Source organism: Enterobacter cloacae complex sp. IR53041 (assembly GCF_049238285.1).
GTDB lineage: Bacteria > Pseudomonadota > Gammaproteobacteria > Enterobacterales > Enterobacteriaceae > Enterobacter > Enterobacter roggenkampii.
The window spans coordinates 96982-123060 of record NZ_JBMKHB010000009.1; the positions used below are offsets into that span (position 1 = coordinate 96982).

Here is a 26079-nt window from a genome sequence, read left to right on the forward strand (position 1 = left end):
GTATTCCAGAGCACTTATTCACTTCTGCCCGTAATAGGCATTCGGGCCATGCTTGCGCATGAAATGCTTGTTCATCAGGTAATCATCAATGCCCTGAAGCCGTGGGTTAATGCCGCGGGCAATCCACGCCATACGTGCCACTTCCTCCATGACGACCGCATTATGGACGGCGTGGTGGGCATCTTTTCCCCAGGCGAACGGGCCGTGCTGATACACCACAATCCCCGGCGTATGCAGCGGCTCGCATTCTCCCAGCGTGTCGATAATCACCTTTCCGGTGTTGAGTTCGTACTCTCCTTCCACTTCATCCTGCGTTAATGCGCGCGTGCAGGGGATGTCGCCAAAGAAGTAGTCCGCATGTGTCGTGCCCAGCGCCGGAATCGCCAGCCCCGCCTGTGCCCAGGCGGTCGCGTGCGTGGAGTGAGTATGCACCACACCGCCAAGGGACGGATAACGCCGATACAGCGCCAGATGGGTCGCCGTGTCCGAAGAAGGACGCCATTTACCGTCAACAACGTTTCCTTCAAGATCGACCACCACCATATCGTCAGCTTTCATGGTGTCATACGCCACACCGCTCGGCTTAATCACGATCAGCCCCTGCTCGCGATCGATAGCGCTGACGTTACCCCAGGTGAAGGTGACCAGGCCATAGCGGGGCAGATCCATGTTGGCTTCAAAGACCTGCTGTTTAAGCTTAAGCATGTTCAGCCTCCAGTAATCCCGCGCGCGCCATACGCTCGCGCACCCATTCCCGCGCCTTTGCTACTTCCGCAGCAGGGTTGTCCGACGTTTCGCTCCACATCTCAATCAGGTAAGGCCCGCAATAGCCTGTCTGCTTGAGCGTCTCGAAGCACCGTTCGAAATCCACCACCCCGGTGCCGAACGGTACGTTTTTAAACACGCCTGGACGGGTATCTTTGACGTGCACCGCCACGATATGCCCTATGCCTGCCTGCAGCTCCATCTGCACGTCGTTATCCCATGCCGACAGGTTGCCGATATCGGGATAAAGCTGGAACCACGGGTTGTTCAGATAGTGCGCGTAGCCCAGCGCCTTACTGATGGAGTTCATCAGCGGGTAATCCATGATCTCCATTGCCAGCGTGACCTGCGCACGGCTGGCCATCTCAACGCTCTCTTTCAGACCATCACGGAAACGACGGCGCGTTTCATTGTTGGCTTCCTGATAGTAAACGTCATAACCCGCCAGCTGGATCACGCGGATACCCACGTCCTGCGCAAAGCGGATGGCTTTACGCATGATCTCCAGCCCCTGCGCGCGCACGGCATTATCTTCGCTGCCGAGCGGAAAACGACGATGAGCGCTCAGGCACATGGACGGCACGCGCACGCCCGTTTCCGCGATGGCGCTTACCAGTGCCAGGCGCTGTTCGCGGCTCCAGTCGAGGCGAGCAAGACGCTCGTCCGTCTCATCCACCGACATTTCGACAAAATCGAAGCCCAGCTGTTTTGCGAGCTGTAACCGCTCCAGCCAGCACTCCCCCGCAGGGAGTGCCTTTTCATAGATGCCAAGCGGGACCTGTTTTGACAACATACCCGCTCCTTAGCCCCAAAGCTGAGCGATTGAGCGTTTGAACTGACGCGCCGCTTCCACCGGGGACGCCGCATCACGAATGCTGCGACCGGCAATAAAGACGTGAATCGGAATGCCCTTGAACAGCGGCAGATCTTCCAGCGCCAGACCGCCAGTGACGGTCACTTTGAAGCCCATATCGGCCAGACGTTTGATGGCGCTGATATCCGCCTCGCCCCACGCCACACCTGCGGCCTGCGCATCACGGCTGCGGTGATACACCACCTGCTGAATGCCTGCGTCACGCCATTCTTGCGCCTGCTCCCAGGTCCAGAAGCCGGTCAGCTCAATCTGCACGTCGCCATTAAACTCTTTTGCCACGTCCAGCGCGCCTTTGGCGGTGTTGATATCCGCACAGCAGATCACGGTGACCCAGTCGGCGTTGGCTTCGAAGCACATGCGGGAGAGGATTTTGCCTGCGTCGGCGATTTTGGCATCCGCCAGCACGATTTTATGCGGATAGAGCGCTTTCAGGTCACGAACCGCACGAACGCCTTCGCCCACGCACAGAATGGTACCCACTTCAATGATGTCCACTTCTTCCGCAATCAGGCGGGTGGTTTCGTAAGCGTGAGACAGCGTTTGGTTATCCAGCGCAACTTGCAACATGGGTAATGACATATTCAATTCCTCTTAAACGGCCGCCGCAGTGGCGTTATCAATTAAATCCAGCACGTCCTGCGCGGTGCGGCAGGCGCGTAAACGGTCAAAATTGGCTTCGTCATCAAACAGATTGACGATCTGCATGATGCCCACCTCCTGGTGGGTATTGGCATCGACAGCCGCCATAGTGATAAGGATGTCGACCGGGTCGTTATCTTCGTGGTTAAACACCAGCGGCGTTTTCAGCGTCACCAGCGCGAAGCCGGTTTTCTTAACGCCCTCTTCCGGGCGGCCATGCGGCATCGCCAGGCCTGGCGCAATCACAAAGTAAGGGCCATGCTGCGCTACGCCATCCAGAATCGCCTGGTAGTAACGCGGCTCGACAACGTCAGCCTTAACCAGCAGATCCACACTCAGCTTCACCGCTTCCTGCCAGGTACTGGCTTCGGCCTGTAAAAGGATGGAGTTATTCTCTGCCAGCGAATCACGTAGTTTCATGTGGCGTCCTTACTTCACGTCTTGTGGGAAGTGTTCTTTGATCACTTCCAGCAGTTTTGGTCCGAAATCCGCAGGCGACAGCATGTTGCGTACGCCCACCACATATTTATTACCCGACACACTAATTTCGCCGGCGATATGAGTAGAGGCGATGATGATGTCCGCGCCGTTCAGCTCACTTTTGTATTCACCCACTGCGCAGCTGTTCACCGTGTGGTCGATGTTGGACTGGGTTAAAAACTGGTCCACTTTCATCTTCATGATCATGGAGCTGCCTTGCCCATTACCACACACAGCCAGGATACGTACGGTCATAATCGAAACTCCTTAATGAGCAGACACTTCTGCTGTTTGTTTTTCCGCATCTTCTTCAGCTCGCAGCGAACGGCCAGCGAAGAACATATAAGCCAGAGCAATCAGGATGATGATGGCCATAAAGATCAGTCCGATGGAGGCAAAACCCTGCATCATCGGCGGTGCCAGAATTGACCAGTCCGCCATGCCCATCCAGGCGCTCATACCGGTGAGCTTGACCGCCCACACGCAGCCAAAGATTTCAACCATGCCCATTACCAGGCAGATCTTGAGCGCCGCGCGCCAGCCACCGAAGTGGTTAGCGAATACGCCGATGGTGGCGTTGGAGAAGAACATCGGGATAAAGCCCGGAATAATCAGGATTGAGGAGCCGCAGCCGACCAGGATACCCACCGCAATCAGCTGGCCGATGGTGCCCCACATAAATCCCCAGACCACCGCGTTTGGCGCGAAGCTATAGATAGCGGCACAGTCGATGGCCAGTACCGCGCCAGGAATCAGGCGCTGAGAAATACCGTTGAAAGCTTCAGACAGTTCGGCGACGAACATACGCACGCCCTGAGTAATGATGAAAATAGCCACGGCGAAAGAGAAACCGGTCTGCAGGATGTAAACCGTCCAGTGGGTTTTCCCCGCCATCGCCTGCACCACATCAATACCGAAGGAGAGCAGAATGGCGCCGAAGAAGAGGGTCATCACAATCGCGGTCGACACGATGTTGTCATGGAAGATATTCAGCCAGCCAGGCAGCTTAAGGTCTTCAACACTCTCTTCTTTTTTGCCCAGGTACGGCGCAACTTTATAAGCAATCCAGGCAGCAAACTGTTGCTGGTGACCGATGGAAAAACCGCAACCGTCGGTCACTATCTGGGTTGGCTTGTACATCATGTTGGAGGTGATACCCCAGTAGAGCGAGACCAGCACCGCGGTGCAGATAATCGTGGTCCACATTGGGTAACCGAAGATATAGAGAGAAACCGCAATCAGCCCCGCCTGCTGGAACATAATGTGCCCGGTGAGCATGATGGTGCGAATACCGGTAATGCGGCGCAGCAGAACATAGATAATGTTCAGCGCCAGCGCGAGCAGAACATAGATAATGTTCAGCGCCAGCGCGAGCAGAACGGCGTAACCTACCCAGCTATAGGCATCGCCCATACGATCGATGGTCGCCATCATTGAGGCGTAGGTATCAGAGATAGCCCCATTAATGCCATACACTTCCGACATTTTGGCAACGACTGGCTTAAACGTGCTGGTCAGTATGCCCGACCCCGCCTGCAACAACATGAAACCGATAATGGTTTTGATGGTGCCTTTAATAATCACGCTGACGCTTTTACGCAGCAGGATATATCCCAGGCACGTCACGATACCCAGCAACAGCGGGGCGTTGGTCATTACCTGATTAAAGAAAACGGTAAAGACGTTGTAGAGGATCTCCATAACTCTCTCCAGAAATGAGAACACGAGGGGCAATCCCTGTGCGGTTGGTGCCATCACTCTATTAATCACAAATAATCACCACAAGATTGAATTTGATTATTTGTGACGCATCACGCAATTTATTTCCCTTCAGTTAGTAATGATTTTCACTACCGCACAAAAGAAATAAATTAGTCCTTATAATTCATGAAATTAATGTTTATTGCGCGATAATCTAACAAGTAACAAGCAGAGAGTCTGTGACGTTGAGCAGATAAAATTCCGCATTTTCGCTATTGCAAAGCGCGTAAAATGGTGCCAGCATTAATCACAACGAATCACAATGTGATTACTTTTGATTAAAACCAGGAGTCAAAACGATGAGTAAAGTGAAAACCATCACCCGTGAATCATGGATTCTGAGCACCTTTCCGGAGTGGGGTAGCTGGCTGAACGAAGAAATCGAGCAGGAACAGGTTGCTCCTGGCACGTTTGCAATGTGGTGGCTGGGCTGCACCGGGATCTGGCTGAAATCAGAAGGTGGCGCCAATATCTGCGTCGATTTCTGGTGCGGCACCGGCAAACAGAGCCACGGTAACCCGCTGATGAAAAAAGGCCACCAGATGCAGCGTATGGCCGGCGTTGAAAAACTCCAGCCGAACCTGCGTACTACACCGTTTGTGCTTGATCCTTTTGCCATTCGTCAGATCGATGCCGTACTCTCTACCCACGATCACAACGACCATATTGATGTAAACGTGGCGGCAGCGGTGATGCAAAACTGCGCGGACGATGTGCCGTTTATCGGGCCGCAGACCTGCGTGGATCTCTGGATTGGCTGGGGTGTGCCGAAAGAGCGCTGCATCGTGATGAAACCGGGCGACGTGGTGAAAATCAAAGACATTGAAATCCATGCTCTTGATGCCTTTGACCGTACCGCTCTGATTACGCTGCCGGCCGATCAAAAAGCGGCAGGTGTACTGCCAGACGGCATGGACGAGCGCGCGGTGAACTACCTGTTCAAAACGCCGGGCGGCTCCCTGTATCACAGCGGTGACTCCCACTACTCCAACTACTACGCTAAGCACGGTAACGAGCATCAGATTGACGTGGCCCTGGGCTCCTACGGCGAGAACCCGCGCGGTATTACGGATAAAATGACCAGCGCCGACATGCTGCGCATGGCGGAAGCGCTGAACACAAAAGTCGTTATTCCGTTCCACCACGATATCTGGTCAAATTTCCAGGCCGATCCGCAGGAAATTCGCGTGTTGTGGGAGATGAAAAAAGACCGCCTGAAGTACGGCTTCAAGCCATTTATCTGGCAGGTAGGCGGCAAGTTCACCTGGCCGCTGGACAAAGACAATCTTGAGTACCACTACCCGCGTGGTTTCGATGATTGCTTCACCATTGAGCCTGACCTGCCGTTTAAGTCCTTCCTCTGATTCCGAGGCCACATCGCCAGACTTGTGTCTGGCGATTTCATATTTATTTTAGTAATTTCACGCTATTTCAAATATCATCTTTTCAAATCAATTCTTATCGGAATAGCTCATGACGGAAGCGCAACGGCATCAAATTTTACTGGAACTCCTGGCGCAAACAGGGTTTATCACCGTCGAGAAAGTGATCGAACGTTTAGGGATTTCCCCCGCCACCGCGCGGCGAGACATTAACAAGCTGGATGAAAGCGGCAAGCTGAAAAAAGTTCGCAACGGTGCGGAAGCCATTAGCCAGCAGCGCCCCCGCTGGACGCCGATGAACATTCATCAGGCGCAGAATCACGATGAAAAAGTACGGATCGCCAGAGCCGCGTCGCAGCTGGTGAATCCCGGTGAGAGTGTCGTTATCAACTGCGGCTCTACGGCGTTTTTGCTGGGCCGCGAGATGTGCGGCAAGCCGGTGCAAATCATCACGAACTACTTACCGCTCGCCAACTATCTCATCGATCAGGAGCATGAGAGCGTGGTGATCATGGGTGGTCAGTACAATAAAAGTCAGTCGATTACGCTTAGCCCACAGGACAGCGAAAACAGTCTCTACGCCGGACACTGGATGTTTACCAGCGGCAAAGGCCTGACCGCTGAAGGTTTGTATAAAACCGATATGCTGACCGCGATGGCGGAACAAAACATGCTCAACGTGGTAGGCAAACTCGTGGTGCTGGTCGACAGCAGTAAAGTCGGTGAACGCGCAGGCATGCTGTTCAGCCGCGCAGAACAGATCGACCTGGTGATCACCGGCAAAGGGGCTAACCCCGAGATCCTCCAGAAGCTGGAAGATCAGGGAGTAAAAGTGCTGCGCGTTTAAAGGTGCTGGCGGAAAAACGCTACCGTGGCGTCCAGCGCCGCTGGCGTAATGCGGTGGCGAACGCCTGATTCCCACAAACAGGTCAGATTACCGTCCAGCCCTTCCTTCTTTAACGCCTGCTGCAGGCGGAAGGTACCGTCAGGTGGCACCACATCATCCGCGTCACCGTGCCACAGCAAAAGCGGGCGATCTGCGAGGCGCGGCAATGCCCGGGTTACTTCCCACTCTTCCAGCCTCGCGGTGATTTCCGCTAAATCCTGAGGGGGAAAAAGGGTCTTCGCCAGCGAGGTAAAATAACCCGAGCCCATCAGACAGGCGACCGACCTCACTTCTGGATGGTGCGTCATGATCCCCAGGGCTGTCATACCGCCCATCGACGCCCCGGCCACGGCCAGACGATTCTCGGCCACCAGCCCTGCCTCATAAAGCGCATCGCGCAATCCGGCAAACTCGGTCAGACTCCCGTGCAGTATGTGCCAGAACTGCCCAAGGCGCGCCTGCTCATTACCCATAAATCGTGCGCCGTGGTCAGGCGCATCCGGCATCACCACGCGAAAACCTGCCTGCGCCAGCGCGACCGCAAAGTAACTGTAAACCAGCTTCGATGAGGTAAATCCATGATAAAAAACCACAACAGGCAGCGGTTTATCACGTTTACCCGCTGGCATAGCGTGTAAGATTTCATGGTCGCCGAGATGGCGTATTTCAATTTCAATCATTGTCGACCCTGCACGAATGGATGATTCATAATGTTGAGAACTGGATTACGGTTTCAGGCTATTTTCATTCGAAAATTACGTCCCAGCTAACACTTCGGGAACATTCCCCCAAAACTAAATTCACAGACAACTACACTATGGCTATCAGGAAACGAGATATGGTTATGCACAGGTTTGCTGCTTTATTGCTGGTGTTTCTGCTTAGCGGCTGTAGCGCACTGCAGGGAACACCGCAACCCGCTCCCCCGGTTGCCGATCATCCGCAGGAGATTCGTCGTAATCAGACGGAAGGATTACAACGAATGGGCACCGTCTCCGCGCTGGTTCGCGGTTCGCCGGATGACGCAGAAGAGGCAATAAAGGCACAAGCCGTCGCCGCCAAAGCAGATTATTACGTCATTATTATGATCGACGAAACCATCATAACGGGGCAGTGGTATTCACAGGCCATTTTGTACCGAAAATAATGGTTTACCTTTGAACGACATTTACACTGCTTTGCGTCCATAGACATTTTCCTGTCCACAATAAACTCCATGCCAGCGACAAGGGATGGGAGTTTATTCGCGAAGGATTGCCCGGCGGATACCGGAAATATGTGAAATGGAGCTGACGATGAAACGAACTCTTGCTTTGACCTCTCTGTTGCTCTCCGCAGGCCTGGTGAGCACCACCGCGCAGTCAGCAGAATTCGCCAGTGCTGACTGTGTAACTGGCCTGAATGAAATTGGCCAGATCTCCGTGAATAATATCTCGGGGAGCCCGCAAGACGTTGAACGCGTCGTGGCATTAAAGGCCGATGAGCAGGGTGCTTCCTGGTATCGCATCATCCAGATGCAGGAAGATAACCATATCGACCACTGGCGGGTACAGGCCATTCTCTACGTGTAAACTCCCTCCTGATAAAAGCCACTTATTTTTAGTGGCTTTTCGCTTTTGCAAATTTTTTATCTTATTAAAAACCAATCAATAACAACAAAATAACATTTTGTTACATTAATTTAGTAAACGTAATCTCCGCTCTGCCGTTGAAGAACCATACCTATTCAATGATGAGCAATTTATGATCAACGTTTTTCGCCGTGCTGGCCTGGGGGCGAAGCTGTCGCTGCTTACGGGCGTCAGTGTCGCCACGCTGTTTCTGCTTTTCACTTTTCTGCTCAGTCAAAAAGCCAGCCAGCAGCTTGAAGCCCTTGCGGTAGAAGACCTGCACAATCAGTCCACCGGCATGGTCGACATGGTGCAGATGTTTAACACCAGCCTGAGTGAAGAGGTTGAGAGTTATACCCGGCTGTTTACCACTTTTTTACCGCAGCCACTGAATATTGATACTTCCCAGGCTCAGACGATTAACGGACTCAGCGTCCCGCTTCTGAAAGGCGGTGACACCGGACTGCATCAAAACAACACCCTGTCTGACGAGTTCCTGAACCGTACGGGAGCCATTTCGACGCTGTTTGTACGCAGCGGTAATGACTTTGTTCGCGTAGCCACCTCCCTGCGCAAAGAGAATGGCGAGCGGGCGATGGGCACCGTGCTGGATACCGCCAGCCCGGCCTTTGCCGCCGTCAACAGAGGGGAAGTCTACCGCGGACTGGCGCTGCTGTTTGGCAAACGCTATATCACCCAGTATCAGCCGGTTAAAAACGCCGAAGGACAGGTCATTGCGATCGTCTTCGTTGGCGTGGACATTACGCACTCCTGGAACGTCATGCGCGAGAAAATCCTCACCCGCCGCCTGGGTGAGAGCGGTCACTTCTTCGTGCTGGATCGCAGCAACGGCAAAACGCGCGGGCAATACCTGTTCCATGCCGGTGAAGAGGGGCAGTTGCCGAAGTGGGACGACGCGACGCAGCAGCAGCTTCTGGGTGACAAGCCCGGCACCCTGGAACGCGTAAGCGACGACGGCCGCACGCTTAAAATGGCGTATACCCCGCTGCCAGGCTGGAACTGGACTATCGTGGGCGAAGTGGATAAATCGGTGCTGCTCTCAAGCGTTAACGCCATGCGCGATCGCTTCCTGCTGGCCGGCGTGGTCTTATCTATCCTGTTTGCTGGCCTGTTCGTGGTCCTTATTCGCCGTGTGCTGACCCGACCGCTGAGCAAAGTGATCCATCTTGCCCGGCAATATGCTGCAGGGGATCTCCGTTCCAGCCTGCCCGTGACGCGTCAGGACGAGGTCGGCCAGCTGATCGACGCCATTAACGGCATCGGCGGCGGCCTGCAAAAAATTGTTCTGCAGGTTCGCGAGGCCGCAGGCGAGATCCATTTGGGCACCAACGCGCTGGCTTCCGATACCGGCGAGATTTCTGAGCAGATCAACAAGCAGGCCAGCAGCGTGGAAGAGACCTCCGCCAGCATGGAGCAGCTGGCCGCCACCGTACAGCAAAATGCCGCCAACATGGAGCAAACGCAGCAGCTGGTGGGTGAAACCTCCCTCGCGGTCCATCAGGGCGGTGAGACGGTCACCCACGCCGTGTCGACCATGGACGACATTCGCGAGGCGTCAAAACGCATCGAAGACATCACGCGCGTGATTGAGTCCATCGCTTTCCAGACCAATATCCTGGCGCTGAATGCGGCGGTGGAAGCGGCCCGCGCGGGCGAGCACGGGAAAGGGTTTGCGGTGGTTGCGCAGGAAGTTCGCGCCCTGGCCGGACGCAGCGCTAACGCGGTGAAGGAGATTGAACAGCTGATTGGCGATACGCTCAGGAAAGTGAGCGAAGGCCATGCGCTGTCTGAACAGACGCGCCTGGCGATGGATGACATCATCATTCATATCGATAACATCAGCCAGCTGGTCACCGAGATTAACCATGCCTCACGCGAGCAGTCCGCAGGGATTGGCCAGGTGAATCTCGCCATGACCCACATTGGCGAAGCGTCGCATATTAATGCGGATCGTATCTCACGCAGCGAACAAACCGCTCAAACGCTGCGCGAGAAAGGGTCACATCTGGCTCAACTGGTGAGTCTGTTCCAGCTAAAAGACTAACCGACTCTGCCCGTCGCACGCAGCAGCAGGTCATTTTGCACCTGCTCGCTCATCAGCGTACCGCCACGGGTATCCAGCATCATGCGGCACCACGCCTGCGCCACCGGGGGCGATGCGTGCCGCAGCATTTCGCTTCCGGCACCCAGCAGGAAAAGCTGCTGCGCAATTTCCCGCCCCTGCGCCTCCTGCGGTTTACGCAGTTTTTGCTGAAGCTGTCGCCAGCTGCGGTCGAAGTGTCTGTCCTGCCCTTTTACCTGTGCAAACTCATCGGCAAGCAGATCGTGAATACCCGGCTGCTTCACCAGCACGCGCAGCACGTCCAGGCACATGATATTGCCGGACCCTTCCCAGATGCTGTTCACCGGCATCTCGCGATACAGGCGGGGAAGTTCGCTCTCCTCGCAGTACCCGACTCCGCCCAGCACCTCCATCGCTTCCGCCACAAACGGGATGCCCGCTTTGCACACGCTAAATTTCGCGGCCGGGGTAAACAGCCGCGCCCATGCCGCTTCCTGGGGATCCGCGCGTTTATCCCACGCCCGGGCCAGGCGAAACAGCAGCGCCGTTTGCCCCTCCAGCACCAGCGCCATCCGACTTAACACCTCACGCATGAGCGGCTGAGCGATAAGATTTTTGCCGAAGGTCTGACGCTGATGCGCGTGGTATAGCGCCACGGACAGCGCACGACGCATCAGTCCGTGGCTGCCCAGCGCGCAGTCAAAGCGCGTCAGGCCGCCCATTTTGAGGATCTGCCGTACCCCTTCGCCCTCTTCTCCCAGCAGCCAGCCGGAGGCATCAAGAAACTCTACCTCGCTGCTGGCGTTGGAACGGTTCCCGAGCTTGTCCTTAAGGCGCTCCAGCCGGACGGCGTTGCGCTGTCCGTCAGGTAAAAAGCGCGGCACAAAAAAGCAGGACAACCCGCCCTTCGCCTGTGCCAGCACCAGATGCGCATCGCTTTGCGGGACGGAGAAAAACCATTTATGGCCCACCAGCCGGTAGCTACCGTCGCTGCATTTTTCCGCTTTGGTGGTGTTGCTCAGCACGTCCGAGCCGCCCTGTTTTTCCGTCATCCCCATACCGATCAGCAGGCCGCGTTTTTGCGCGCCAGGCGCCAGATGAGGATCGTAGCGATCGCTGAGCAGAGGCGTCAGCCAGTCGTGAAATAGTTTAGGGAGTGCCTGCTGCAGGAGCGGTGTCGCGGCAAACGTCATGGTGACGGGACAAAGCGTGCCTGCCTCAACCTGAGCATGAAGCACAAAGCGTGCGGCCCGGGCGACAAACGACCCTTTACGTGCCTCCTCTTCCCATGCCAGGTTATGTACCCGATTGGCACACAGCCCTTGCATCAGCAGGTGCCATGCCGGGTGAAAGCGAACGTCATCCAGTCGCTCTCCGGTGGCGTCATAGCGAAGCAACTCCGGCGGATTCACGTTCGCCAGCCTGCCCAGCTCCAGCGACTCTGCTGTGCCTAACTGCTGTCCGATGCTGGCGAGCAGTTCGATATCCCACTCGGCACCCTCACGCGAGACTGCGTCACGCAGCGCGCAGTCCGAGAGAAAAAGGTTGCTGTTAGAGAGTGGTGCAGGTTGATTGAAAACGGTATGAGTCTGCCAGTGCATACTGTCTCCCTCCTTCAGTGGCAATGACGATAAGTATGGACAGACCGCGCACACGCTGCATGGGAGGGGAGTCACACGTTCACGATCCCGCTGATATCATTCGTGAAATAGCTCACAGAACATAAGAATAAACTATTTCATGACTTCGCTTTTGTTGAATAATTTATTCTCTCCCCCTTTCAGTGAGGAAAGTTATGCAACCGGATGCGCACAAGCGAGCATTAATTGCCGGCTCCATTGGTAACTTTATCGAGTGGTATGAGTTTGCGGTCTACGGTTTTCTGGCGACCGTCATTGCGAAGAACTTCTTTCAGCTTGAAGGGGAAGCGGGGCTTACCAGCCTGATCCTCACCTACGCCTCATTTGCCATCGCCTTCTTCTTCCGCCCGCTGGGGGCGGTGGTGTTTGGCCGCATCGGCGACCGGATTGGCCGTAAACCGACGCTTATTATTGTGCTGGTGCTCATGACGCTGGCCACCGCCGCCATCGGCATTGTGCCGGTCTACGCCAGCATCGGGATTGCCGCACCGCTGATCGTTACGCTGCTTCGGATCCTGCAGGGGCTGTTCGCGGGCGGCGAGTACGGCGGTGCAGTCTCGCTGATGACGGAGTTCGCCCCGCGAGGCAAGCGCGGGCTCTATGGTGCCTGGCAGTCCTTTACCGTGGCGCTGGGGCTGTTAGCGGGTGCCGGCATCGTGGCGCTGCTCTCCGCCATCCTCACGCCTGAAGCCCTGCACGACTGGGGCTGGCGCATTCCTTTCTTCCTGGCGCTGCCCATGGGCGCTGTTGCGCTGTGGCTTCGCGTCAGCATGGAGGAGACACCCAGCTTTGTGCAGCAGCAGGACAAACCGGCCGTCGCTCAGGCGGACATTGCCGCCACGCTCCGGGCCATCGTGATGGGGATTGGCCGCGTGATGGTCTGGTCTGCGGCGGGGTACACCTACCTGGTCATTATGCCGACCTATCTGCAGTCGGCGCTGCACACCGGGTTTAATCAGGCGCTGTTGATCGCAGTGATTTCGAACGTTGGGTTTGCGCTGACGATCATTCCGTCGGGGATCCTGAGCGATCGGATCGGGCGTCGCACGGTGATGATTATCGCCACCGCGCTGCTGCTGATCCTCGCCCTGCCGCTGCTGAAACTTCTGCAGGCGGAGTCCAGCACGCTGGCGGTGAAAGCGATAGTGGTATTGATTGCGGGCGGTCTGGTGGGCATGCTGGCAGGGCCGGGCCCGGCGATGCTCTCTGAGATGTTCCCGACCCGCGTGCGCTATACGGGGCTGGGGCTGGCCTACTCGTTATCGAACGCGATTTTCTCGGGATGCGCAGGGTTAATCATAACCGGGCTGATTAAGCAGACGGGCAATCTGGATATTCCGGCGTACTACGTGATGGCGACGGCAGTAGTGAGTATTTTCGCGCTGATGACGCTGAGGAAGGATGACCATCTGCGGTCACTGGAGGAATGAGGTTAATGCCCGGTGGCGCTACGCTTACCGGGCCTACGGTACCGTGCCTTTGTAGGCCGGGTAAGGCGAAGCCGCCACCCGGCATAACAGGCTACCCGCGCTGACGCACCGCTTCAAACAGGCAGATGCCCGTCGCAACAGACACGTTCAGGGAGGACACGCTGCCCGCCATCGGGATGCTGATCAGCTCGTCGCAGTGCTCGCGCGTCAGACGACGCATGCCTTCACCTTCCGCCCCCATCACCAGCGCCAGACGGCCGGTCATTTTGCTCTGATACAGGGTATGATCCGCTTCACCGGCAGTACCGACGATCCAGATGTTCTCTTCCTGCAGCATACGCATGGTGCGCGCCAGGTTGGTCACGCGGATCAGCGGAACGTTTTCCGCCGCGCCGCAGGCCACTTTCTTCGCCGTCGCGTTCAGCTGCGCGGAACGATCTTTCGGCACGATCACCGCATGCACACCCGCCGCATCCGCACTACGCAGACACGCGCCGAGGTTGTGCGGATCGGTAACGCCATCGAGGATCAGGAAGAACGGATTCTCGAGCTCAGCGATCAGATCCGGCAGATCGTTTTCCTGATACTGACGCCCCGGCTTCACGCGGGCAATGATCCCCTGGTGAACAGCACCTTCACTTTTCTCATCCAGGAACTGGCGGTTAGCCAGCTGGATCACCACGCCCTGCGCTTCCAGGGCGTGGATCAGCGGCATCAGACGTTTGTCTTCACGCCCTTTCAGAATAAACACTTCCTGAAAACGCTCCGGTGCGCGCTCGAGAAGGGCCTGCACCGCGTGGATGCCGTAAATCATTTCACTCATTGATGGTTCTCGTAATAAGTATTTCCCCTCTCCCGGTTGGGGAGAGGGTCAGGGTGAGGGGAGAATTTACTCCGCCTGCTTTTTCTTAGCCGCGCGCTTCGCTTTGGTGGCGGCCGCTATTTTCTGTGTCTTCGCGGAAGGTTTCTTCGCGGCACGGGCTTCTTTCTTCGCCGCCTTCGGCTTCTGCTTCTTCTCGCCGCGGAACGCGCTGTCCGGCTCGAAGTTCACCTTCTTACCGGCCTGACGGCGCTTGCCGCTCGTTTTGCCGTTTCCGCCTTTTTTCGCTCTTTCGCGCTCGGTTTTACCGACGTTACGCGGCGCGCGCTCGCTGGAGATCAGGCTGAAGTCGATTTTACGGTCGTCCATATTCACGGCCTCAACCTTCACTTCCACACGGTCGCCCAGACGATAGGTCTGGCCGCCAGATTCGCCGATCAGACGCTGACCGACCTGGTCGAAGCGGTAGTAGTCGTTATCCAGGCTGGAGACGTGCACCAGACCGTCGATAAACAGCTCGTCCAGACGAACGAAGAAGCCAAAGCCGGTCACGCTGGCAATCACGCCTTTGAAGACGTTACCGACCTGGTCCAGCATAAAGTCACATTTCAGCCAGTCCGCCACGTCGCGGGTTGCTTCATCGGCACGGCGTTCGGTCATGGAGCAGTGCTGACCCAGCTGCAGCATCTCTTCCATCGAATAGTGGTAGCCACCGGTTTCAGTGGTGTTCCCTTTATGGCCCTGCTCCTGCGCCAGCAGATACTTGATCGCACGGTGCAGCGAAAGGTCAGGGTAACGACGGATCGGCGACGTAAAGTGGGCGTAAGACTGCAGCGCCAGGCCGAAGTGACCGCGGTTTTCCGGATCGTAAATCGCCTGCTTCATCGAGCGCAGCAGCATTGTCTGTAGCATTTCTGCATCAGGACGATCGCTAATGGATTCCAGCAGCTCGGCGTAATCGCGCGGCTCTGGCTTATTGCCGCCCGGCAGCTCCAGACCGAGCTCGGCCAGCACGGAGCGGAACGCGGTGATGGCTTCCGTCGACGGTTTATCGTGAATACGAAACAGCGCAGGCTCTTTGGCTTTCTCAACGAAGCGTGCCGCCGAGATGTTCGCCAGGATCATACACTCTTCAATCAGCTTGTGCGCATCGTTACGCTGAGTCTGCTCGATGCGCTCAATGCGGCGCTCGGCGTTGAAGATAAATTTCGCCTCTTCGCTCTCAAAGGAGATCCCGCCGCGCTCTTCGCGCGCCTGATCCAGCGTTTTATAGAGGTTATGCAGCTCTTCGATGTGTTTAACCAGCGGCGCGTACTGTTCGCGCAGATCCTGGTCGCCCTGCAGCATATGCCAGACCTTGGTGTAGGTCAGACGCGCGTGCGAGCTCATCACCGCTTCGTAGAATTTATAGCCAGTTAAGCGCCCTTTGTTGGAGATGGTCATCTCGCAAACCATACAGAGGCGGTCAACCTGCGGGTTCAGGGAACACAGGCCGTTAGACAGCACTTCCGGCAGCATCGGTACAACCTGCGACGGGAAGTAGACCGACGTACCACGGCTGCGCGCTTCGTTATCCAGCGGAGTATGCGGACGAACGTAGTAGCTTACGTCTGCAATCGCTACCCACAGACGCCAGCCGCCGCCGCGTTTTTTCTCGCAGTAGACGGCGTCATCGAAGTCACGGGCGTCTTCACCGTCGATCGTAACCAGCGGCAGGGAGCGGAGATCCACGCGGCCCACTTTGGATTCTTCCGGCACTTCTTCACGCAGGCTTTCGATCTGCTCTTCAACCGCTTTCGGCCAGATGTATGGAATTTCGTGGGTGCGCAGCGCCATATCAACGGCCATGCCGGTGCCCATATTATCGCCAAGCACTTCGACGATTTTACCTACCGCTTTGGTGCGACGGGTTGGGCGCTGGGTGAGTTCCACCACCACCACAAAGCCCATGCGGGCGCCCATCACCTCTTCAGGTGGGATCAGGATGTCGAAGCTCAGACGGCTGTCGTCCGGCACCACGAAGCCCACGCCCGCGTCGGTAAAGTAGCGGCCAACAATCTGGCTGGTTTTTGGCACCAGGACGCGCACGACGCGCGCTTCTCGGCGACCTTTACGGTCAGCGCCCAGCGGCTGCGCCAGAATTTGGTCGCCGTGGATGCACATTTTCATCTGTTCAGATGAGAGATACAGATCGTCTTTACGGCCTTCCACGCGCAGGAAGCCGAAGCCATCGCGGTGACCAATGACGGTCCCTTTCAGCAGATCGAGGCGTTCTGGCAGCGCGTAGCACTGGCGGCGGGTAAAGACCAGCTGCCCGTCACGCTCCATCGCGCGCAGGCGGCGGCGAAGGGCTTCAATTTGCTCTTCACCTTCAATGTTTAATTCAACAGCAAGTTCTTCACGATTGGCGGGTTTTTCGCGTTTTGTTAAGTGTTCAATGATGAACTCGCGGCTGGGGATAGGATTCGCGTATTTTTCGGCTTCGCGTTCCTGGAAAGGATCGTGTGACATGTCGGTTCCTCCGTTGTCAGCTCCGGTGGAAATTTTCTTCATTCCACCAGCAATAATTTATAAAGCGGTTGATTCTCTTCAACCAAATCGGCCAGCGTGTAGTTATCCAGCTCCTTGAGAAAACTTTGCACGGCCTTAGAAAGCGCCTTTTTCAGGCGGCAAGCGGGCGTGATGTGGCAGAACTCGCTGCTGCAGTTCACCAGAGACAGCGGCTCCAGTTCACGTACCACATCGCCAACACGAATACTCTGTGCCGGTTTACCGAGACGGATCCCACCATTCTTCCCGCGGACGGCAGCAACGTATCCGGCACGACTAAGTTGATTGATTATTTTGACCATATGATTACGGGATACGCCGTAGACCTCAGTGACTTCAGAGATACTGGTCATTTTCCCATCGGGTAACGACGCCATGTAGATCAGCGCGCGTAAGCCGTAATCGGTGAAACTTGTTAACTGCACATCAACCTCAGGAAAAAGGGAAATCGCGGACAAACCGCAGAGATATTCATTAATGATGATAAACCAGCCAGATAGTTAGCGGCTAATTTATTTGACAGACGGGGCGAAAAAGCGGAGATCCAGGAGCGGTCGCCGGATGGCGCTACGCTTATCCGGCCTACGGGTCTCCCCGCAGGCCAGCAGTCACGAAGATTATGCGTCGAACGGGTCGCGCAGGATCATCGTTTCAGTACGATCCGGGCCGGTAGAAATAATATCGATCGGCACTTCGGTCAGTTCTTCAATACGCTTGATGTAATCCAGCGCCGCCTGCGGCAGGCCGCTACGCTCTTTCACACCGAAAGTGGTCTCAGACCAGCCCGGCATGGTTTCGTAGATTGGCTCAATGCCTTCCCAGTCGTCAGCAGCCAGCGGCGTGGTGGTCACTTCGCGGCCATCTGGCATACGGTAGCCTACGCAGATTTTCACTTCTTTCAGGCCGTCCAGCACGTCCAGCTTGGTCAGGCAGAAGCCAGACAGGGAGTTGATCTGCACTGCACGACGCACGGCAACCGCATCCAGCCAGCCGGTACGACGACGACGACCGGTGGTCGCGCCAAACTCGTTACCCTGCTTGCACAGGAACTCGCCGGTTTCATCAAACAGTTCGGTCGGGAATGGACCCGCACCTACGCGAGTAGAGTACGCTTTGATGATGCCCAGAACGTAATCCACATAACGTGGACCCAGGCCAGAGCCGGTCGCCACGCCACCCGCGGTGGTGTTAGAAGAAGTAACGTACGGATAGGTACCGTGGTCGATGTCCAGCAGCGTACCCTGCGCACCTTCGAACATGACGAAATCGCCACGCTTGCGCGCCTGGTCCAGCAGATCGGACACATCAACAACCATACCGGTCAGAATGTCTGCAATCGCCATGACGTCATCCAGCACTTTCTGGTAGTCAACAGCGTCAGCTTTGTAGAAGTTCACCAGCTGGAAGTTGTGATATTCCATCACTTCTTTCAGTTTTTCAGCGAAGGTTGCTTTGTCGAAGAGGTCACCCACGCGCAGACCGCGACGTGCAACTTTATCTTCGTAAGCCGGACCGATACCACGACCGGTGGTGCCGATCGCTTTCGCGCCACGCGCTTTTTCACGCGCAACGTCCAGCGCCACGTGATAGTCCAGGATCAGCGGGCAGGCTTCGGAGAGCAGCAGACGCTCACGAACAGGGATACCACGGTCTTCCAGACCTTTCATCTCTTTCATCAGCGCCGCTGGAGACAGCACAACGCCGTTACCGATGATGCTGGTGACGTTTTCGCGAAGAATGCCTGATGGAATAAGATGGAGGACGGTTTTTTCACCGTTGATTACGAGAGTATGGCCTGCGTTGTGACCGCCCTGGTAGCGCACAACATATTTAGCCCGTTCAGTCAGAAGATCAACAATCTTCCCTTTACCTTCGTCACCCCATTGGGTGCCCAGTACGACGACGTTGTTACCCATTTTTTTCAAAATCACCGTTTGCTTAAAAATGGATTCTACCATCGCTTTTTCAGATATACAGCACTTTTTGACCTCAGAATATCCCAAATCCGACCACTTTTTGATCAGCCAATCGTTTTCCTCAACATGTAGTAGATCACGATGCCTGCAACCACAAGACCGCCGCCAAAACGACGTAAAATATTATCCGGCAGTTGGCTCATGGTGGCGATCATTCGACGCCAGGCGCGTGGATAGAGCATCGGTCCCAGACCTTCCAGCACCAGGACCAGGGCCAGCGCGAGCCAGATCGTTGAATTCATGTTTGTTCCTTATAAAAGAAAACCACCGCTCCGTGGGGAGCGGTGGTTTGAATACTCAAACGAGTCTGAGTTTATCGTGTTGCGTTAGTCGGCGTCTTCATATAACGGAAGAAATCGCTGTCCGGGCTGAGCACCATCACATCCTGGTTGCTCTGGAAGCTATTCTCGTAAGCACGCAGGCTACGGATAAAGGCATAGAAGTCAGGATCCTGACTGAAGGCATCGGCAAACAGCTTCGCCGCCTCGGCATCACCTTCACCGCGCAGGATACGGCCCTGACGCTCAGATTCCGCCAGCGTTTTGGCCACTTCGTAGTCCGCAGCAGCACGCAGCTTCTCCGCCTCTTCCTGGCCCTGTGAACGGTGACGACGGGCGACCGCTTCACGCTCGGCGCGCATACGGTTGTAAATCGCCTCGGACACTTCCACCGGCAGGTTGATCTGCTTGATACGCACGTCTACCACTTCAATACCCAGCGCAGCCATACTGTTCGGGTTGATCACCGGCACTTTACCGTTGGTTTCAGCCTGAACGCGTTCAGCCGCTTTGGCAATCGCATCATCTGCTGCAGGCGTTGAAACTTCATCTTCAGTGCCCGCTGTGCCGGAGTTCAGCGCATCGCGAACTTCCAGGGTCAGACGGCCACGGGAGTCGGTCACGATGTCTTTCACATCCAGACGACCAATCTCAGAACGCAGACGGTCAGAGAACTTACGTTTCAGCAGCACTTCTGCCTGAGAAACGTCACCGCCGCCCGTTGCCAGGAAGTAACGGCTGAAATCGCTGATGCGCCATTTGATATAGGAATCAACGATCAGGTCTTTCTTCTCTTTGGTCACGAAACGGTCGGCCTGGTTATCCATGGTCTGGATACGCGCATCAAGCGTTTTCACTGACTGAATGAACGGCACCTTGAAGTGCAGGCCCGGTTCGTAGATCACCGGGCGTTTGTCGCCATCACGCACGACGCTGCTGAACTGGAACTTGATCCCACGCTCGCCCTCTTTCACCACAAAGATCGAGGTATAAAGCACGACCAGTACGATGACAATGATCGCAATAACTGACTTACGCATCCTTATTCCCCCTGACGCTGGTAGTCGTTACGCTGCGCGTTAGCACGGCGTTGGTCCATAATGTCACCATCGCTCGAAGAAGACGTGGTTGTTGCGCTTGTGCTACCGGATGACGCAGGTGGCAGACGCAGCAGGTTGTTCGCACCGCTGTTGTCTTTTGCTGCCGATGCAGAACTGCCTTTCAGCATCTGATCCAGCGGCAGCACCATCAGGTTTCCGCCTTTACTGTCGTTAACCAACACTTTGCGGGTGTGGCTCAGCACTTTTTCCATGGTCTCAATATAGAGACGCTCACGGGTAATTTCCGGCGCCGCTTTATATTCCGGCAGGATCTTCGCGAAGCGAGCGACCTCACCCTGTGCTTCCAGGATGGTCTGCGTCTTATACGCACGCGCTTCTTCCAGAATACGCTGCGCCTGACCGTTAGCACGTGGCTGAACTTCGTTGGTGTAGGCTTCTGCTTCACGGATGTACTGCTGTTCGTTTTCACGTGCAGCAATCGCATCGTCAAAGGCCGCTTTCACCTCTTCCGGCGGACGAGCGGCCTGGAAGTTGACGTCCAGCAGGGTAATCCCCATGTTGTATGGACGAATGGTCTCTTCCAGCTCACGCTGGGTATCGCTACGGATAACGGTACGACCTTCGGTCAGGATACGGTCCATGGTGTATTTACCGATCACCCCGCGCAGGGCGCTGTCGGTCGCCTGGCGCAGACTGTCATCGGCGCTGGTCACGCTAAACAGATAACGCTCAGGATCGGTCACGCGGTACTGCACGTTCATCTCAACGCGCACCACGTTTTCATCAGACGTCAGCATCACACCAGACGCCGCCAGTTCACGAACCGATTCCACGTTGACCGCGGTCACGTCGTCAATGAAGGTCGGTTTCCAGTTCAGGCCCGGCTCAACCAGATGGCTGAACTTACCAAAACGCGTAACGACACCGCGCTCCGCTTCTTTAATGGTGTAGAACCCGGTAGCAGCCCAGATGATTACCACTGCAGCGGCAACAATACCGACTACGCGGCCACCCATTTGCGGGCGCGGCCCCTGGGTGGAATTTCCACCTGAGCCAGAACCTTTACCTCCGCCAAGACCACCAAGCTTCTTGCTCAGCTTGCGGAAGATATCATCCAGATCCGGCGGCCCCTGCTCGCGACCACCTTTGTTGCCATTTCCCCCAGAGTTGCCGCCTTGATTATTGCTGCTTCCCCACGGGTCGCGGTCCTGTCCGTTATTACCGGGCTGATTCCACGCCATGTATATGCTCCATATTTGTTATGCAAGGGCGAATTATTCAGGCATCCCCTTTCTGATCAGACGATATAGTCGACCAGCGCAGGTTCTTGTTTACAGAGGCGACGCCAGTCAACGATCGGCATACGCACCTGCATCCCCACGCTGCCGTCATCCTCCATCCACTCTTTTTCTATCGCCTGAAGCTGATAAAACCGGCTGCGCAGCCTGCCTTCCTGTGGCGGCAGTCGCAGCGTGTGCTGAGCTACCTCACCGGAAAGACGTTCTGTCAAAGCCTGGAAAAGCAGTGGCACACCAAGACCGGTCTGGGCAGAAAGCCAGACCCGAATCGGTTTGTTCTCTTCATCTCTGTCGATACGCGGTTCGAAATCCTCCAGCATATCGATCTTGTTCATCACCAACAGCGTTGGGATTTCGTGGGCGTCGATCTCTTCGAGCACCACGTTCACCGCGTCGATGTTCTCCTGCACGCGCACGTCTGCCGCATCAATCACGTGCAGCAGCAGGGTCGCCTGTCGCGTCTCCTGCAAGGTGGCCTTGAACGCCGCCACCAGGTCATGCGGCAGGTGACGGATAAACCCTACGGTATCCGCCAGCACCGTTTCACCGACGTCTGCAACGTCAATACGGCGCAGCGTCGGGTCCAGGGTCGCAAACAGCTGGTCTGCGGCATAAACCTGGGCCTCGGTTATCTGGTTAAACAGGGTGGATTTACCGGCGTTGGTATACCCCACCAGCGACACCGTCGGGATGTCGGCTTTGGTGCGTGCCCGACGCCCCTGCTCACGCTGTTTCTCGACCCTTTCCAGACGCGAGAGGATCTGGGTAATTCGGCCACGCAGCAAACGACGGTCGGTTTCGAGCTGGGTTTCACCCGGGCCGCGCAAACCAATCCCGCCTTTTTGTCTTTCAAGGTGGGTCCAGCCACGCACCAGACGCGTTGCCAGATGGCGCAGCTGCGCCAGCTCAACCTGCAGTTTCCCTTCGTGGGTACGTGCACGCTGAGCAAAAATGTCTAAAATCAATCCCGTGCGATCGATAACACGGCATTCGCAGAGAGCTTCCAGGTTGCGCTCCTGGGCTGGAGACAGCGCATGATCAAACAACACGACTGACGCGCCGGTTGCTTTTACGGCATCCGCAATTTCGACTGCTTTACCTTCACCAACAAAATACTTTGGGTGCGGCGCTTTACGGCTACCGGTAATCACCTGCATTGCTTCGACACCGGCGGAAGAGACCAGAGATTCAAACTCCTGGAGGTCTTCCATATCTTTGTCTTGCGAAAAATAGATGTGTACCAGCACCGCCTGCTCACCGGCATCATAACGGTCAAACAAGCGTAAACCTCTCTAAAAAGATCAGCGGGGAACGCAGGATCCCTGGCTCCCCGTGAGGATAACAGTGCGAAACCTTATTCGGTCTCGTCGCTGCCCTGCGCTGGCGTTGAAGAACCCTGCGCGTTGCTGCCATGATGGTAGTTACTACCTGTGCCGCCGCCAGCGTTATTGCTGTGATGAGATACCGGACGGGACGGAACAACAGTAGAAATAGCGTGCTTGTAGACCATCTGACTGACCGTGTTTTTCAACAGAATCACGAACTGATCGAAAGACTCAATCTGACCTTGCAGCTTAATACCATTCACCAAATAAATAGAAACTGGAACACGTTCCCGACGCAATGCGTTCAGGAACGGATCTTGTAAAGATTGCCCCTTAGCCATTCTATCTTTTCCTTATATGCTTGTTTTGTACTTAGAACCTTGCGATTCTGAAAAATTGCGCACGATACGTCTCAATTGTACACATTCAGTGAGCGATATCACCAACAACCTCAATCACGTCGTTTAACGCCTGTTGTGGTTTTTCACTGTCTAACCAGTGAACACCTTCCCAACCGCGCAACCAGGTGATCTGGCGCTTCGCTAACTGTCTCGTGGCGCAAACACCTCGATAAACCATTTCATCGTATGAAATCTCACCTTCAAGATACGACCACATCTGGCGGTATCCCACACAACGAATGGAAGGCATGTCCGTATGCAAATCTCCACGGGCAAATAACGCCCGCACTTCTGCTTCAAAATCTGAAGCTAACATCTGATGAAAACGCTGCTCAATTCGCTGATGGAGCAGTTCACGGCTCGCCGGGGCGATGGCGAACTGATGCACCTGATACGGCAGAGCGTCTCCTGACGTTTGCGTCAGTTCCGTTAAAGTTTTACCCGAAATGAAAAAAACTTCCAGTGCCCGGGAAAGCCTTTGCGGATCATTTGGATGGATCCGCGCTGCGGCAACCGGGTCAATCTCCGCCAGTTGCTGATGCAAAACGTCCCATCCCTGCTCTGCCGCCTGCTGCTCAATTTTCGCTCTTACTTCCGGGTCCGCGGATGGCAGAGGTGATAACCCCTCCAGCAGCGCCTTGAAGTAGAGCATGGTTCCGCCAACCAACAGCGGTATACGCCCCGCCGCCGTTATCTCGGCCATCTCGGCTAAGGCATCCCGGCGAAAATCCGCTGCGGAGTAAGCCTGAGCTGGGTCGAGGATATCCAGCAAACGGTGCGGTGCCGCGCGCAGTTCTTCTGCGTCAGGCTTCGCCGTGCCGATGTCCATCCCTCGGTAGATGAGGGCGGAGTCGACGCTAATCAACTCTACCGGCAAAACTTTACGCAACTCAATGGCGAGCGCCGTTTTGCCGGAGGCCGTTGGGCCCATTAAAAAAATTGCCTTAGGCAGGCTCGCCTTACTTACGTCAATCATGTTTCAGGGCGTTCATCGCCGTTTTTAAATCAACAGGTTGTAATAACCCACCCGGCGGCGCTTTCACCAGATGCGGACAGAGGCGTTCAACCTCCGCCAGCACGCTGATGGCCTGTGCAATGCTCCACGGCGCGTGTTCGCTGGCCAGATGGCGGGCGATCCACTGCGCGGTGTTAGCGGCATCAAACGATGTTTGCTGCGCCAGGTAGCCTATCAGTTCAGGAATCAAGTTTTGTAAATTTTGTTGGCGTAAGGGTAAAGGCACTGCACGAATTGTCACATGTTGTGGTTCGAGCACAATTTCAATACCCATTTGCGCCAGCTGTGCTTCGGCACGCTGCAATACCCTTGTTTCATCAGGGGATATTTTCAGGCGAACCGGAATTAACAGCGGCTGCGCACAGGCGGCATTTTCGCCCGGCGTGAGCTGCACCTGTTTAAGCCAGCGTTCGGCAACCGGCAGTGCCAGAAGCATCAATTTGCCGTCACGTTCCAGCAGTGCCATATCCGGCGCGATAATCGTCAGCACCCGGCCAAAACTCTGGCTATGGCCGTCCAGAGAAGGCTGAGGTGCCGGAATGGGTTCTTTACGCTCTACGGCTGGCGTCTCCAGCAGTTTGCGGTACAACGCGCCCTGCTGCTTTTGATAGCCAGGCTGGGCATTCGGGTAGTTGGCACCCGTTGGACGCGGTGCGGCCCCTGCGGAGGAAAAGCGCGGCGCTTCCGGTTCACGCGCAACGGCGGGCTCCGCAAAATGGTTGCGGCCCGCAGCGACACGGTTTTCAGGAATTGGGCGTGGCGCAGGTTCTGCGTGCTCCAGCGGCAACGGCGTTTCACCCTGCTGCTGCAGCACGCTCAGCACGCCCTGATAGATAAAATCATGCACCAGTCGCGACTGGTGGAACCGCACTTCATGCTTGGCAGGATGGACGTTCACATCCACCTGATGCGGGTCGATGTCCAGATAAAGCACGAAAGCAGGCTGCTGATCGGCCCCGAGCTTGTCTTCGCAGGCCTGGCGAATGGCGTGATTGATGAGACGGTCGCGCATCATGCGGCCGTTGACGTAGCAATACTGGATCTCCGCAAACGCAGCGCTGCTCGCGTTCGGATCGGCTACCCAGCCGCGCAGCGCCAGATCGCCGTGCTGCCACTCAATGGCCAGCGCCTGTTCCAGAAACGGGGTCCCGCAAATGGCGCCCAGCCGACGCTCTTTCTGTCCACCTTCTGCCACCGCGCGATACTGGCGCATCACCTTGCCGTTGTGGCTGAGGTTGATGGTGACATCGAAACGCGCCAGCGCGATACGGCGGATGATCTCGTCGATGTGTCCGAATTCGGTCTTCTCGGTACGCATGAACTTGCGTCGGGCGGGAGTGTTGTAGAAGAGATCTAATACTTCAAGCGTCGTGCCGACAGGGTGCGCCGCGGGTTTGACCGTCACATCCATATCGCGCCCTTCGGCGTAAGCCTGCCAGGCTTCCTGCTGTTCGGCGGTACGGGAGGTCAGCGTTAAGCGCGAAACCGAGCTGATACTGGCCAGCGCTTCACCGCGAAAGCCGAGGCTAATAATCGCTTCCAGGTCATCCAGAGAAGCAATTTTACTGGTGGCGTGACGGGCCAGCGCCAGCGCCAGCTCCTCTTTTTTAATGCCGCAGCCGTTGTCGCGAATGCGGATAAGCTTCGCGCCGCCGCGCTCGATATCAATATCGATGCGGGTCGCGCCCGCATCGAGGCTGTTTTCCACCAGCTCCTTCACGACCGACGCGGGACGTTCCACCACCTCACCGGCGGCGATTTGGTTCGCAAGCTGCGGCGGCAGAACCTGAATCGGCATGAATTCT

At 55.9% G+C, this 26079-nt stretch carries 25 protein-coding genes; 6 read left to right on the plus strand and 19 right to left on the minus strand.

What is annotated here, in order from left to right; genetic code table 11:
* Positions 1 to 18 precede the first annotated feature (18 nt).
* From ACOTXF_RS08935 to ulaA, 6 genes are read right to left on the minus strand one after another with little or no spacing between them, the layout of a single operon-like run.
* Positions 19 to 705 (minus strand): L-ribulose-5-phosphate 4-epimerase, encoded by a 687-nt coding sequence (locus ACOTXF_RS08935; protein WP_045415435.1) that lies wholly within the window; start codon positions 703 to 705, stop codon positions 19 to 21.
* Positions 698 to 1558 carry an L-ribulose-5-phosphate 3-epimerase gene (locus tag ACOTXF_RS08940; protein WP_045415433.1) on the minus strand — a complete coding sequence of 287 codons (861 nt, stop codon included), beginning with the start codon at positions 1556 to 1558 and terminating at the stop codon, positions 698 to 700. The genes ACOTXF_RS08935 and ACOTXF_RS08940 overlap by 8 nt, the downstream gene beginning before the upstream one ends.
* 9 nt (positions 1559 to 1567) lie before the next feature.
* Entirely contained in the window at positions 1568 to 2218 is a 651-nt protein-coding gene (gene ulaD, locus ACOTXF_RS08945; protein ID WP_008502901.1) for a 3-keto-L-gulonate-6-phosphate decarboxylase UlaD, read from the minus strand.
* Positions 2219 to 2230: 12 nt separating this feature from the next.
* Positions 2231 to 2698 (minus strand): PTS ascorbate transporter subunit IIA, encoded by a 468-nt coding sequence (ulaC, locus tag ACOTXF_RS08950; protein ID WP_003856024.1) that lies wholly within the window; start codon positions 2696 to 2698, stop codon positions 2231 to 2233.
* 9 nt (positions 2699 to 2707) lie between these two features.
* Positions 2708 to 3013: a PTS ascorbate transporter subunit IIB gene (gene ulaB / locus ACOTXF_RS08955; protein WP_003856022.1), complete on the minus strand. Its 306-nt coding sequence runs from the start codon at positions 3011 to 3013 to the stop codon at positions 2708 to 2710.
* A gap of 12 nt (positions 3014 to 3025) precedes the next feature.
* Positions 3026 to 4459 (minus strand): PTS ascorbate transporter subunit IIC, encoded by a 1434-nt coding sequence (ulaA, locus tag ACOTXF_RS08960; RefSeq protein WP_232926827.1) that lies wholly within the window; start codon positions 4457 to 4459, stop codon positions 3026 to 3028.
* A gap of 359 nt (positions 4460 to 4818) precedes the next feature.
* Here ulaA and ulaG point away from each other — a divergent pair, with 359 nt between their 5' ends.
* Both ulaG and ulaR read left to right on the plus strand, forming a co-directional pair.
* A complete protein-coding gene (gene ulaG / locus ACOTXF_RS08965; RefSeq protein ID WP_006810379.1) occupies positions 4819 to 5883 on the plus strand; it encodes an L-ascorbate 6-phosphate lactonase in 1065 nt (354 codons plus the stop codon).
* A 109-nt stretch (positions 5884 to 5992) separates the two neighbouring features.
* Entirely contained in the window at positions 5993 to 6748 is a 756-nt protein-coding gene (gene ulaR, locus ACOTXF_RS08970) for an HTH-type transcriptional regulator UlaR (protein ID WP_008502904.1), read from the plus strand.
* Here ulaR and yjfP read toward each other — a convergent pair.
* Positions 6745 to 7467 (minus strand): esterase, encoded by a 723-nt coding sequence (gene yjfP / locus ACOTXF_RS08975; protein ID WP_032655253.1) that lies wholly within the window; start codon positions 7465 to 7467, stop codon positions 6745 to 6747. The genes ulaR and yjfP overlap by 4 nt on opposite strands.
* Before the next feature lie 137 nt (positions 7468 to 7604).
* On the opposite strand from yjfP, the gene bsmA reads away from it, so the two are divergent.
* The 3 genes from bsmA (at position 7605) to ACOTXF_RS08990 (ending at position 10462) form a co-directional block, all read left to right on the plus strand.
* Positions 7605 to 7934 (plus strand): biofilm peroxide resistance protein BsmA, encoded by a 330-nt coding sequence (gene bsmA / locus ACOTXF_RS08980; protein WP_023616161.1) that lies wholly within the window; start codon positions 7605 to 7607, stop codon positions 7932 to 7934.
* Positions 7935 to 8070: 136 nt separating this feature from the next.
* On the plus strand, positions 8071 to 8358 hold the full coding sequence (gene yjfN, locus ACOTXF_RS08985) for a DUF1471 family protease activator YjfN (protein WP_021240708.1): 288 nt from the start codon (positions 8071 to 8073) through the stop codon (positions 8356 to 8358).
* 172 nt (positions 8359 to 8530) lie between these two features.
* A complete protein-coding gene (locus ACOTXF_RS08990) occupies positions 8531 to 10462 on the plus strand; it encodes a methyl-accepting chemotaxis protein (protein WP_047744924.1) in 1932 nt (643 codons plus the stop codon).
* On the opposite strand, the gene ACOTXF_RS08995 is transcribed toward ACOTXF_RS08990, so the two are convergent.
* Positions 10459 to 12081 (minus strand): isovaleryl-CoA dehydrogenase, encoded by a 1623-nt coding sequence (locus tag ACOTXF_RS08995; protein ID WP_232926828.1) that lies wholly within the window; start codon positions 12079 to 12081, stop codon positions 10459 to 10461. The genes ACOTXF_RS08990 and ACOTXF_RS08995 overlap by 4 nt on opposite strands.
* 194 nt (positions 12082 to 12275) lie before the next feature.
* On the opposite strand from ACOTXF_RS08995, the gene ACOTXF_RS09000 reads away from it, so the two are divergent.
* Positions 12276 to 13550: an MFS transporter gene (locus tag ACOTXF_RS09000; protein ID WP_047744926.1), complete on the plus strand. Its 1275-nt coding sequence runs from the start codon at positions 12276 to 12278 to the stop codon at positions 13548 to 13550.
* Between the two features lie 91 nt (positions 13551 to 13641).
* Here the strand turns inward: ACOTXF_RS09000 and rlmB are convergent, their stop codons facing one another.
* From rlmB to mutL, 11 genes are all read right to left on the minus strand, one after another.
* Positions 13642 to 14373 (minus strand): 23S rRNA (guanosine(2251)-2'-O)-methyltransferase RlmB, encoded by a 732-nt coding sequence (rlmB, locus tag ACOTXF_RS09005; protein WP_008502911.1) that lies wholly within the window; start codon positions 14371 to 14373, stop codon positions 13642 to 13644.
* A 66-nt stretch (positions 14374 to 14439) separates the two neighbouring features.
* On the minus strand, positions 14440 to 16881 hold the full coding sequence (rnr, locus tag ACOTXF_RS09010; protein WP_008502912.1) for a ribonuclease R: 2442 nt from the start codon (positions 16879 to 16881) through the stop codon (positions 14440 to 14442).
* Between the two features lie 38 nt (positions 16882 to 16919).
* Positions 16920 to 17345 carry a nitric oxide-sensing transcriptional repressor NsrR gene (nsrR, locus tag ACOTXF_RS09015; protein WP_023293453.1) on the minus strand — a complete coding sequence of 142 codons (426 nt, stop codon included), beginning with the start codon at positions 17343 to 17345 and terminating at the stop codon, positions 16920 to 16922.
* A gap of 192 nt (positions 17346 to 17537) precedes the next feature.
* Positions 17538 to 18836, minus strand: coding sequence for an adenylosuccinate synthase (locus ACOTXF_RS09020; protein WP_006178975.1), 1299 nt, complete (start codon positions 18834 to 18836; stop codon positions 17538 to 17540).
* A gap of 104 nt (positions 18837 to 18940) precedes the next feature.
* Positions 18941 to 19138 carry a DUF2065 domain-containing protein gene (locus ACOTXF_RS09025; RefSeq protein ID WP_003855996.1) on the minus strand — a complete coding sequence of 66 codons (198 nt, stop codon included), beginning with the start codon at positions 19136 to 19138 and terminating at the stop codon, positions 18941 to 18943.
* 71 nt (positions 19139 to 19209) lie between these two features.
* Entirely contained in the window at positions 19210 to 20214 is a 1005-nt protein-coding gene (gene hflC / locus ACOTXF_RS09030) for a protease modulator HflC (protein ID WP_008502916.1), read from the minus strand.
* 2 nt (positions 20215 to 20216) lie between these two features.
* Positions 20217 to 21476 (minus strand): FtsH protease activity modulator HflK, encoded by a 1260-nt coding sequence (gene hflK / locus ACOTXF_RS09035; RefSeq protein ID WP_032675814.1) that lies wholly within the window; start codon positions 21474 to 21476, stop codon positions 20217 to 20219.
* Between the two features lie 56 nt (positions 21477 to 21532).
* Positions 21533 to 22813: a ribosome rescue GTPase HflX gene (hflX, locus tag ACOTXF_RS09040; RefSeq protein WP_047744927.1), complete on the minus strand. Its 1281-nt coding sequence runs from the start codon at positions 22811 to 22813 to the stop codon at positions 21533 to 21535.
* Positions 22814 to 22887: 74 nt separating this feature from the next.
* On the minus strand, positions 22888 to 23199 hold the full coding sequence (hfq, locus tag ACOTXF_RS09045; protein WP_047744928.1) for an RNA chaperone Hfq: 312 nt from the start codon (positions 23197 to 23199) through the stop codon (positions 22888 to 22890).
* An 85-nt stretch (positions 23200 to 23284) separates the two neighbouring features.
* Positions 23285 to 24235: a tRNA (adenosine(37)-N6)-dimethylallyltransferase MiaA gene (miaA, locus tag ACOTXF_RS09050; RefSeq protein WP_047073328.1), complete on the minus strand. Its 951-nt coding sequence runs from the start codon at positions 24233 to 24235 to the stop codon at positions 23285 to 23287.
* Positions 24228 to 26072 (minus strand): DNA mismatch repair endonuclease MutL, encoded by a 1845-nt coding sequence (mutL, locus tag ACOTXF_RS09055; protein WP_316937118.1) that lies wholly within the window; start codon positions 26070 to 26072, stop codon positions 24228 to 24230. The genes miaA and mutL overlap by 8 nt, the downstream gene beginning before the upstream one ends.
* Positions 26073 to 26079: the final 7 nt, after the last annotated feature.

Excerpts from the sequence above, each read along its gene's own strand:
- ACOTXF_RS08935 (WP_045415435.1), bottom strand. The coding sequence starts at position 705 with ATGCTTAAGCTTAAACAGCAGGTCTTTGAAGCCAACATGGATCTGCCC.
- ACOTXF_RS08940 (WP_045415433.1), bottom strand. The coding sequence starts at position 1,558 with ATGTTGTCAAAACAGGTCCCGCTTGGCATCTATGAAAAGGCACTCCCT.
- ulaD (WP_008502901.1), bottom strand. The coding sequence starts at position 2,218 with ATGTCATTACCCATGTTGCAAGTTGCGCTGGATAACCAAACGCTGTCT.
- ulaC (WP_003856024.1), bottom strand. The coding sequence starts at position 2,698 with ATGAAACTACGTGATTCGCTGGCAGAGAATAACTCCATCCTTTTACAG.
- ulaB (WP_003856022.1), bottom strand. The coding sequence starts at position 3,013 with ATGACCGTACGTATCCTGGCTGTGTGTGGTAATGGGCAAGGCAGCTCC.
- ulaA (WP_232926827.1), bottom strand. The coding sequence starts at position 4,459 with ATGGAGATCCTCTACAACGTCTTTACCGTTTTCTTTAATCAGGTAATG.
- ulaG (WP_006810379.1), top strand. The coding sequence starts at position 4,819 with ATGAGTAAAGTGAAAACCATCACCCGTGAATCATGGATTCTGAGCACC.
- ulaR (WP_008502904.1), top strand. The coding sequence starts at position 5,993 with ATGACGGAAGCGCAACGGCATCAAATTTTACTGGAACTCCTGGCGCAA.
- yjfP (WP_032655253.1), bottom strand. The coding sequence starts at position 7,467 with ATGATTGAAATTGAAATACGCCATCTCGGCGACCATGAAATCTTACAC.
- bsmA (WP_023616161.1), top strand. The coding sequence starts at position 7,605 with ATGGCTATCAGGAAACGAGATATGGTTATGCACAGGTTTGCTGCTTTA.
- yjfN (WP_021240708.1), top strand. The coding sequence starts at position 8,071 with ATGGAGCTGACGATGAAACGAACTCTTGCTTTGACCTCTCTGTTGCTC.
- ACOTXF_RS08990 (WP_047744924.1), top strand. The coding sequence starts at position 8,531 with ATGATCAACGTTTTTCGCCGTGCTGGCCTGGGGGCGAAGCTGTCGCTG.
- ACOTXF_RS08995 (WP_232926828.1), bottom strand. The coding sequence starts at position 12,081 with ATGCACTGGCAGACTCATACCGTTTTCAATCAACCTGCACCACTCTCT.
- ACOTXF_RS09000 (WP_047744926.1), top strand. The coding sequence starts at position 12,276 with ATGCAACCGGATGCGCACAAGCGAGCATTAATTGCCGGCTCCATTGGT.
- rlmB (WP_008502911.1), bottom strand. The coding sequence starts at position 14,373 with ATGAGTGAAATGATTTACGGCATCCACGCGGTGCAGGCCCTTCTCGAG.
- rnr (WP_008502912.1), bottom strand. The coding sequence starts at position 16,881 with ATGTCACACGATCCTTTCCAGGAACGCGAAGCCGAAAAATACGCGAAT.
- ACOTXF_RS09020 (WP_006178975.1), bottom strand. The coding sequence starts at position 18,836 with ATGGGTAACAACGTCGTCGTACTGGGCACCCAATGGGGTGACGAAGGT.
- ACOTXF_RS09025 (WP_003855996.1), bottom strand. The coding sequence starts at position 19,138 with ATGAATTCAACGATCTGGCTCGCGCTGGCCCTGGTCCTGGTGCTGGAA.
- hflC (WP_008502916.1), bottom strand. The coding sequence starts at position 20,214 with ATGCGTAAGTCAGTTATTGCGATCATTGTCATCGTACTGGTCGTGCTT.
- hflK (WP_032675814.1), bottom strand. The coding sequence starts at position 21,476 with ATGGCGTGGAATCAGCCCGGTAATAACGGACAGGACCGCGACCCGTGG.
- hfq (WP_047744928.1), bottom strand. The coding sequence starts at position 23,199 with ATGGCTAAGGGGCAATCTTTACAAGATCCGTTCCTGAACGCATTGCGT.
- miaA (WP_047073328.1), bottom strand. The coding sequence starts at position 24,235 with ATGATTGACGTAAGTAAGGCGAGCCTGCCTAAGGCAATTTTTTTAATG.
- mutL (WP_316937118.1), bottom strand. The coding sequence starts at position 26,072 with ATGCCGATTCAGGTTCTGCCGCCGCAGCTTGCGAACCAAATCGCCGCC.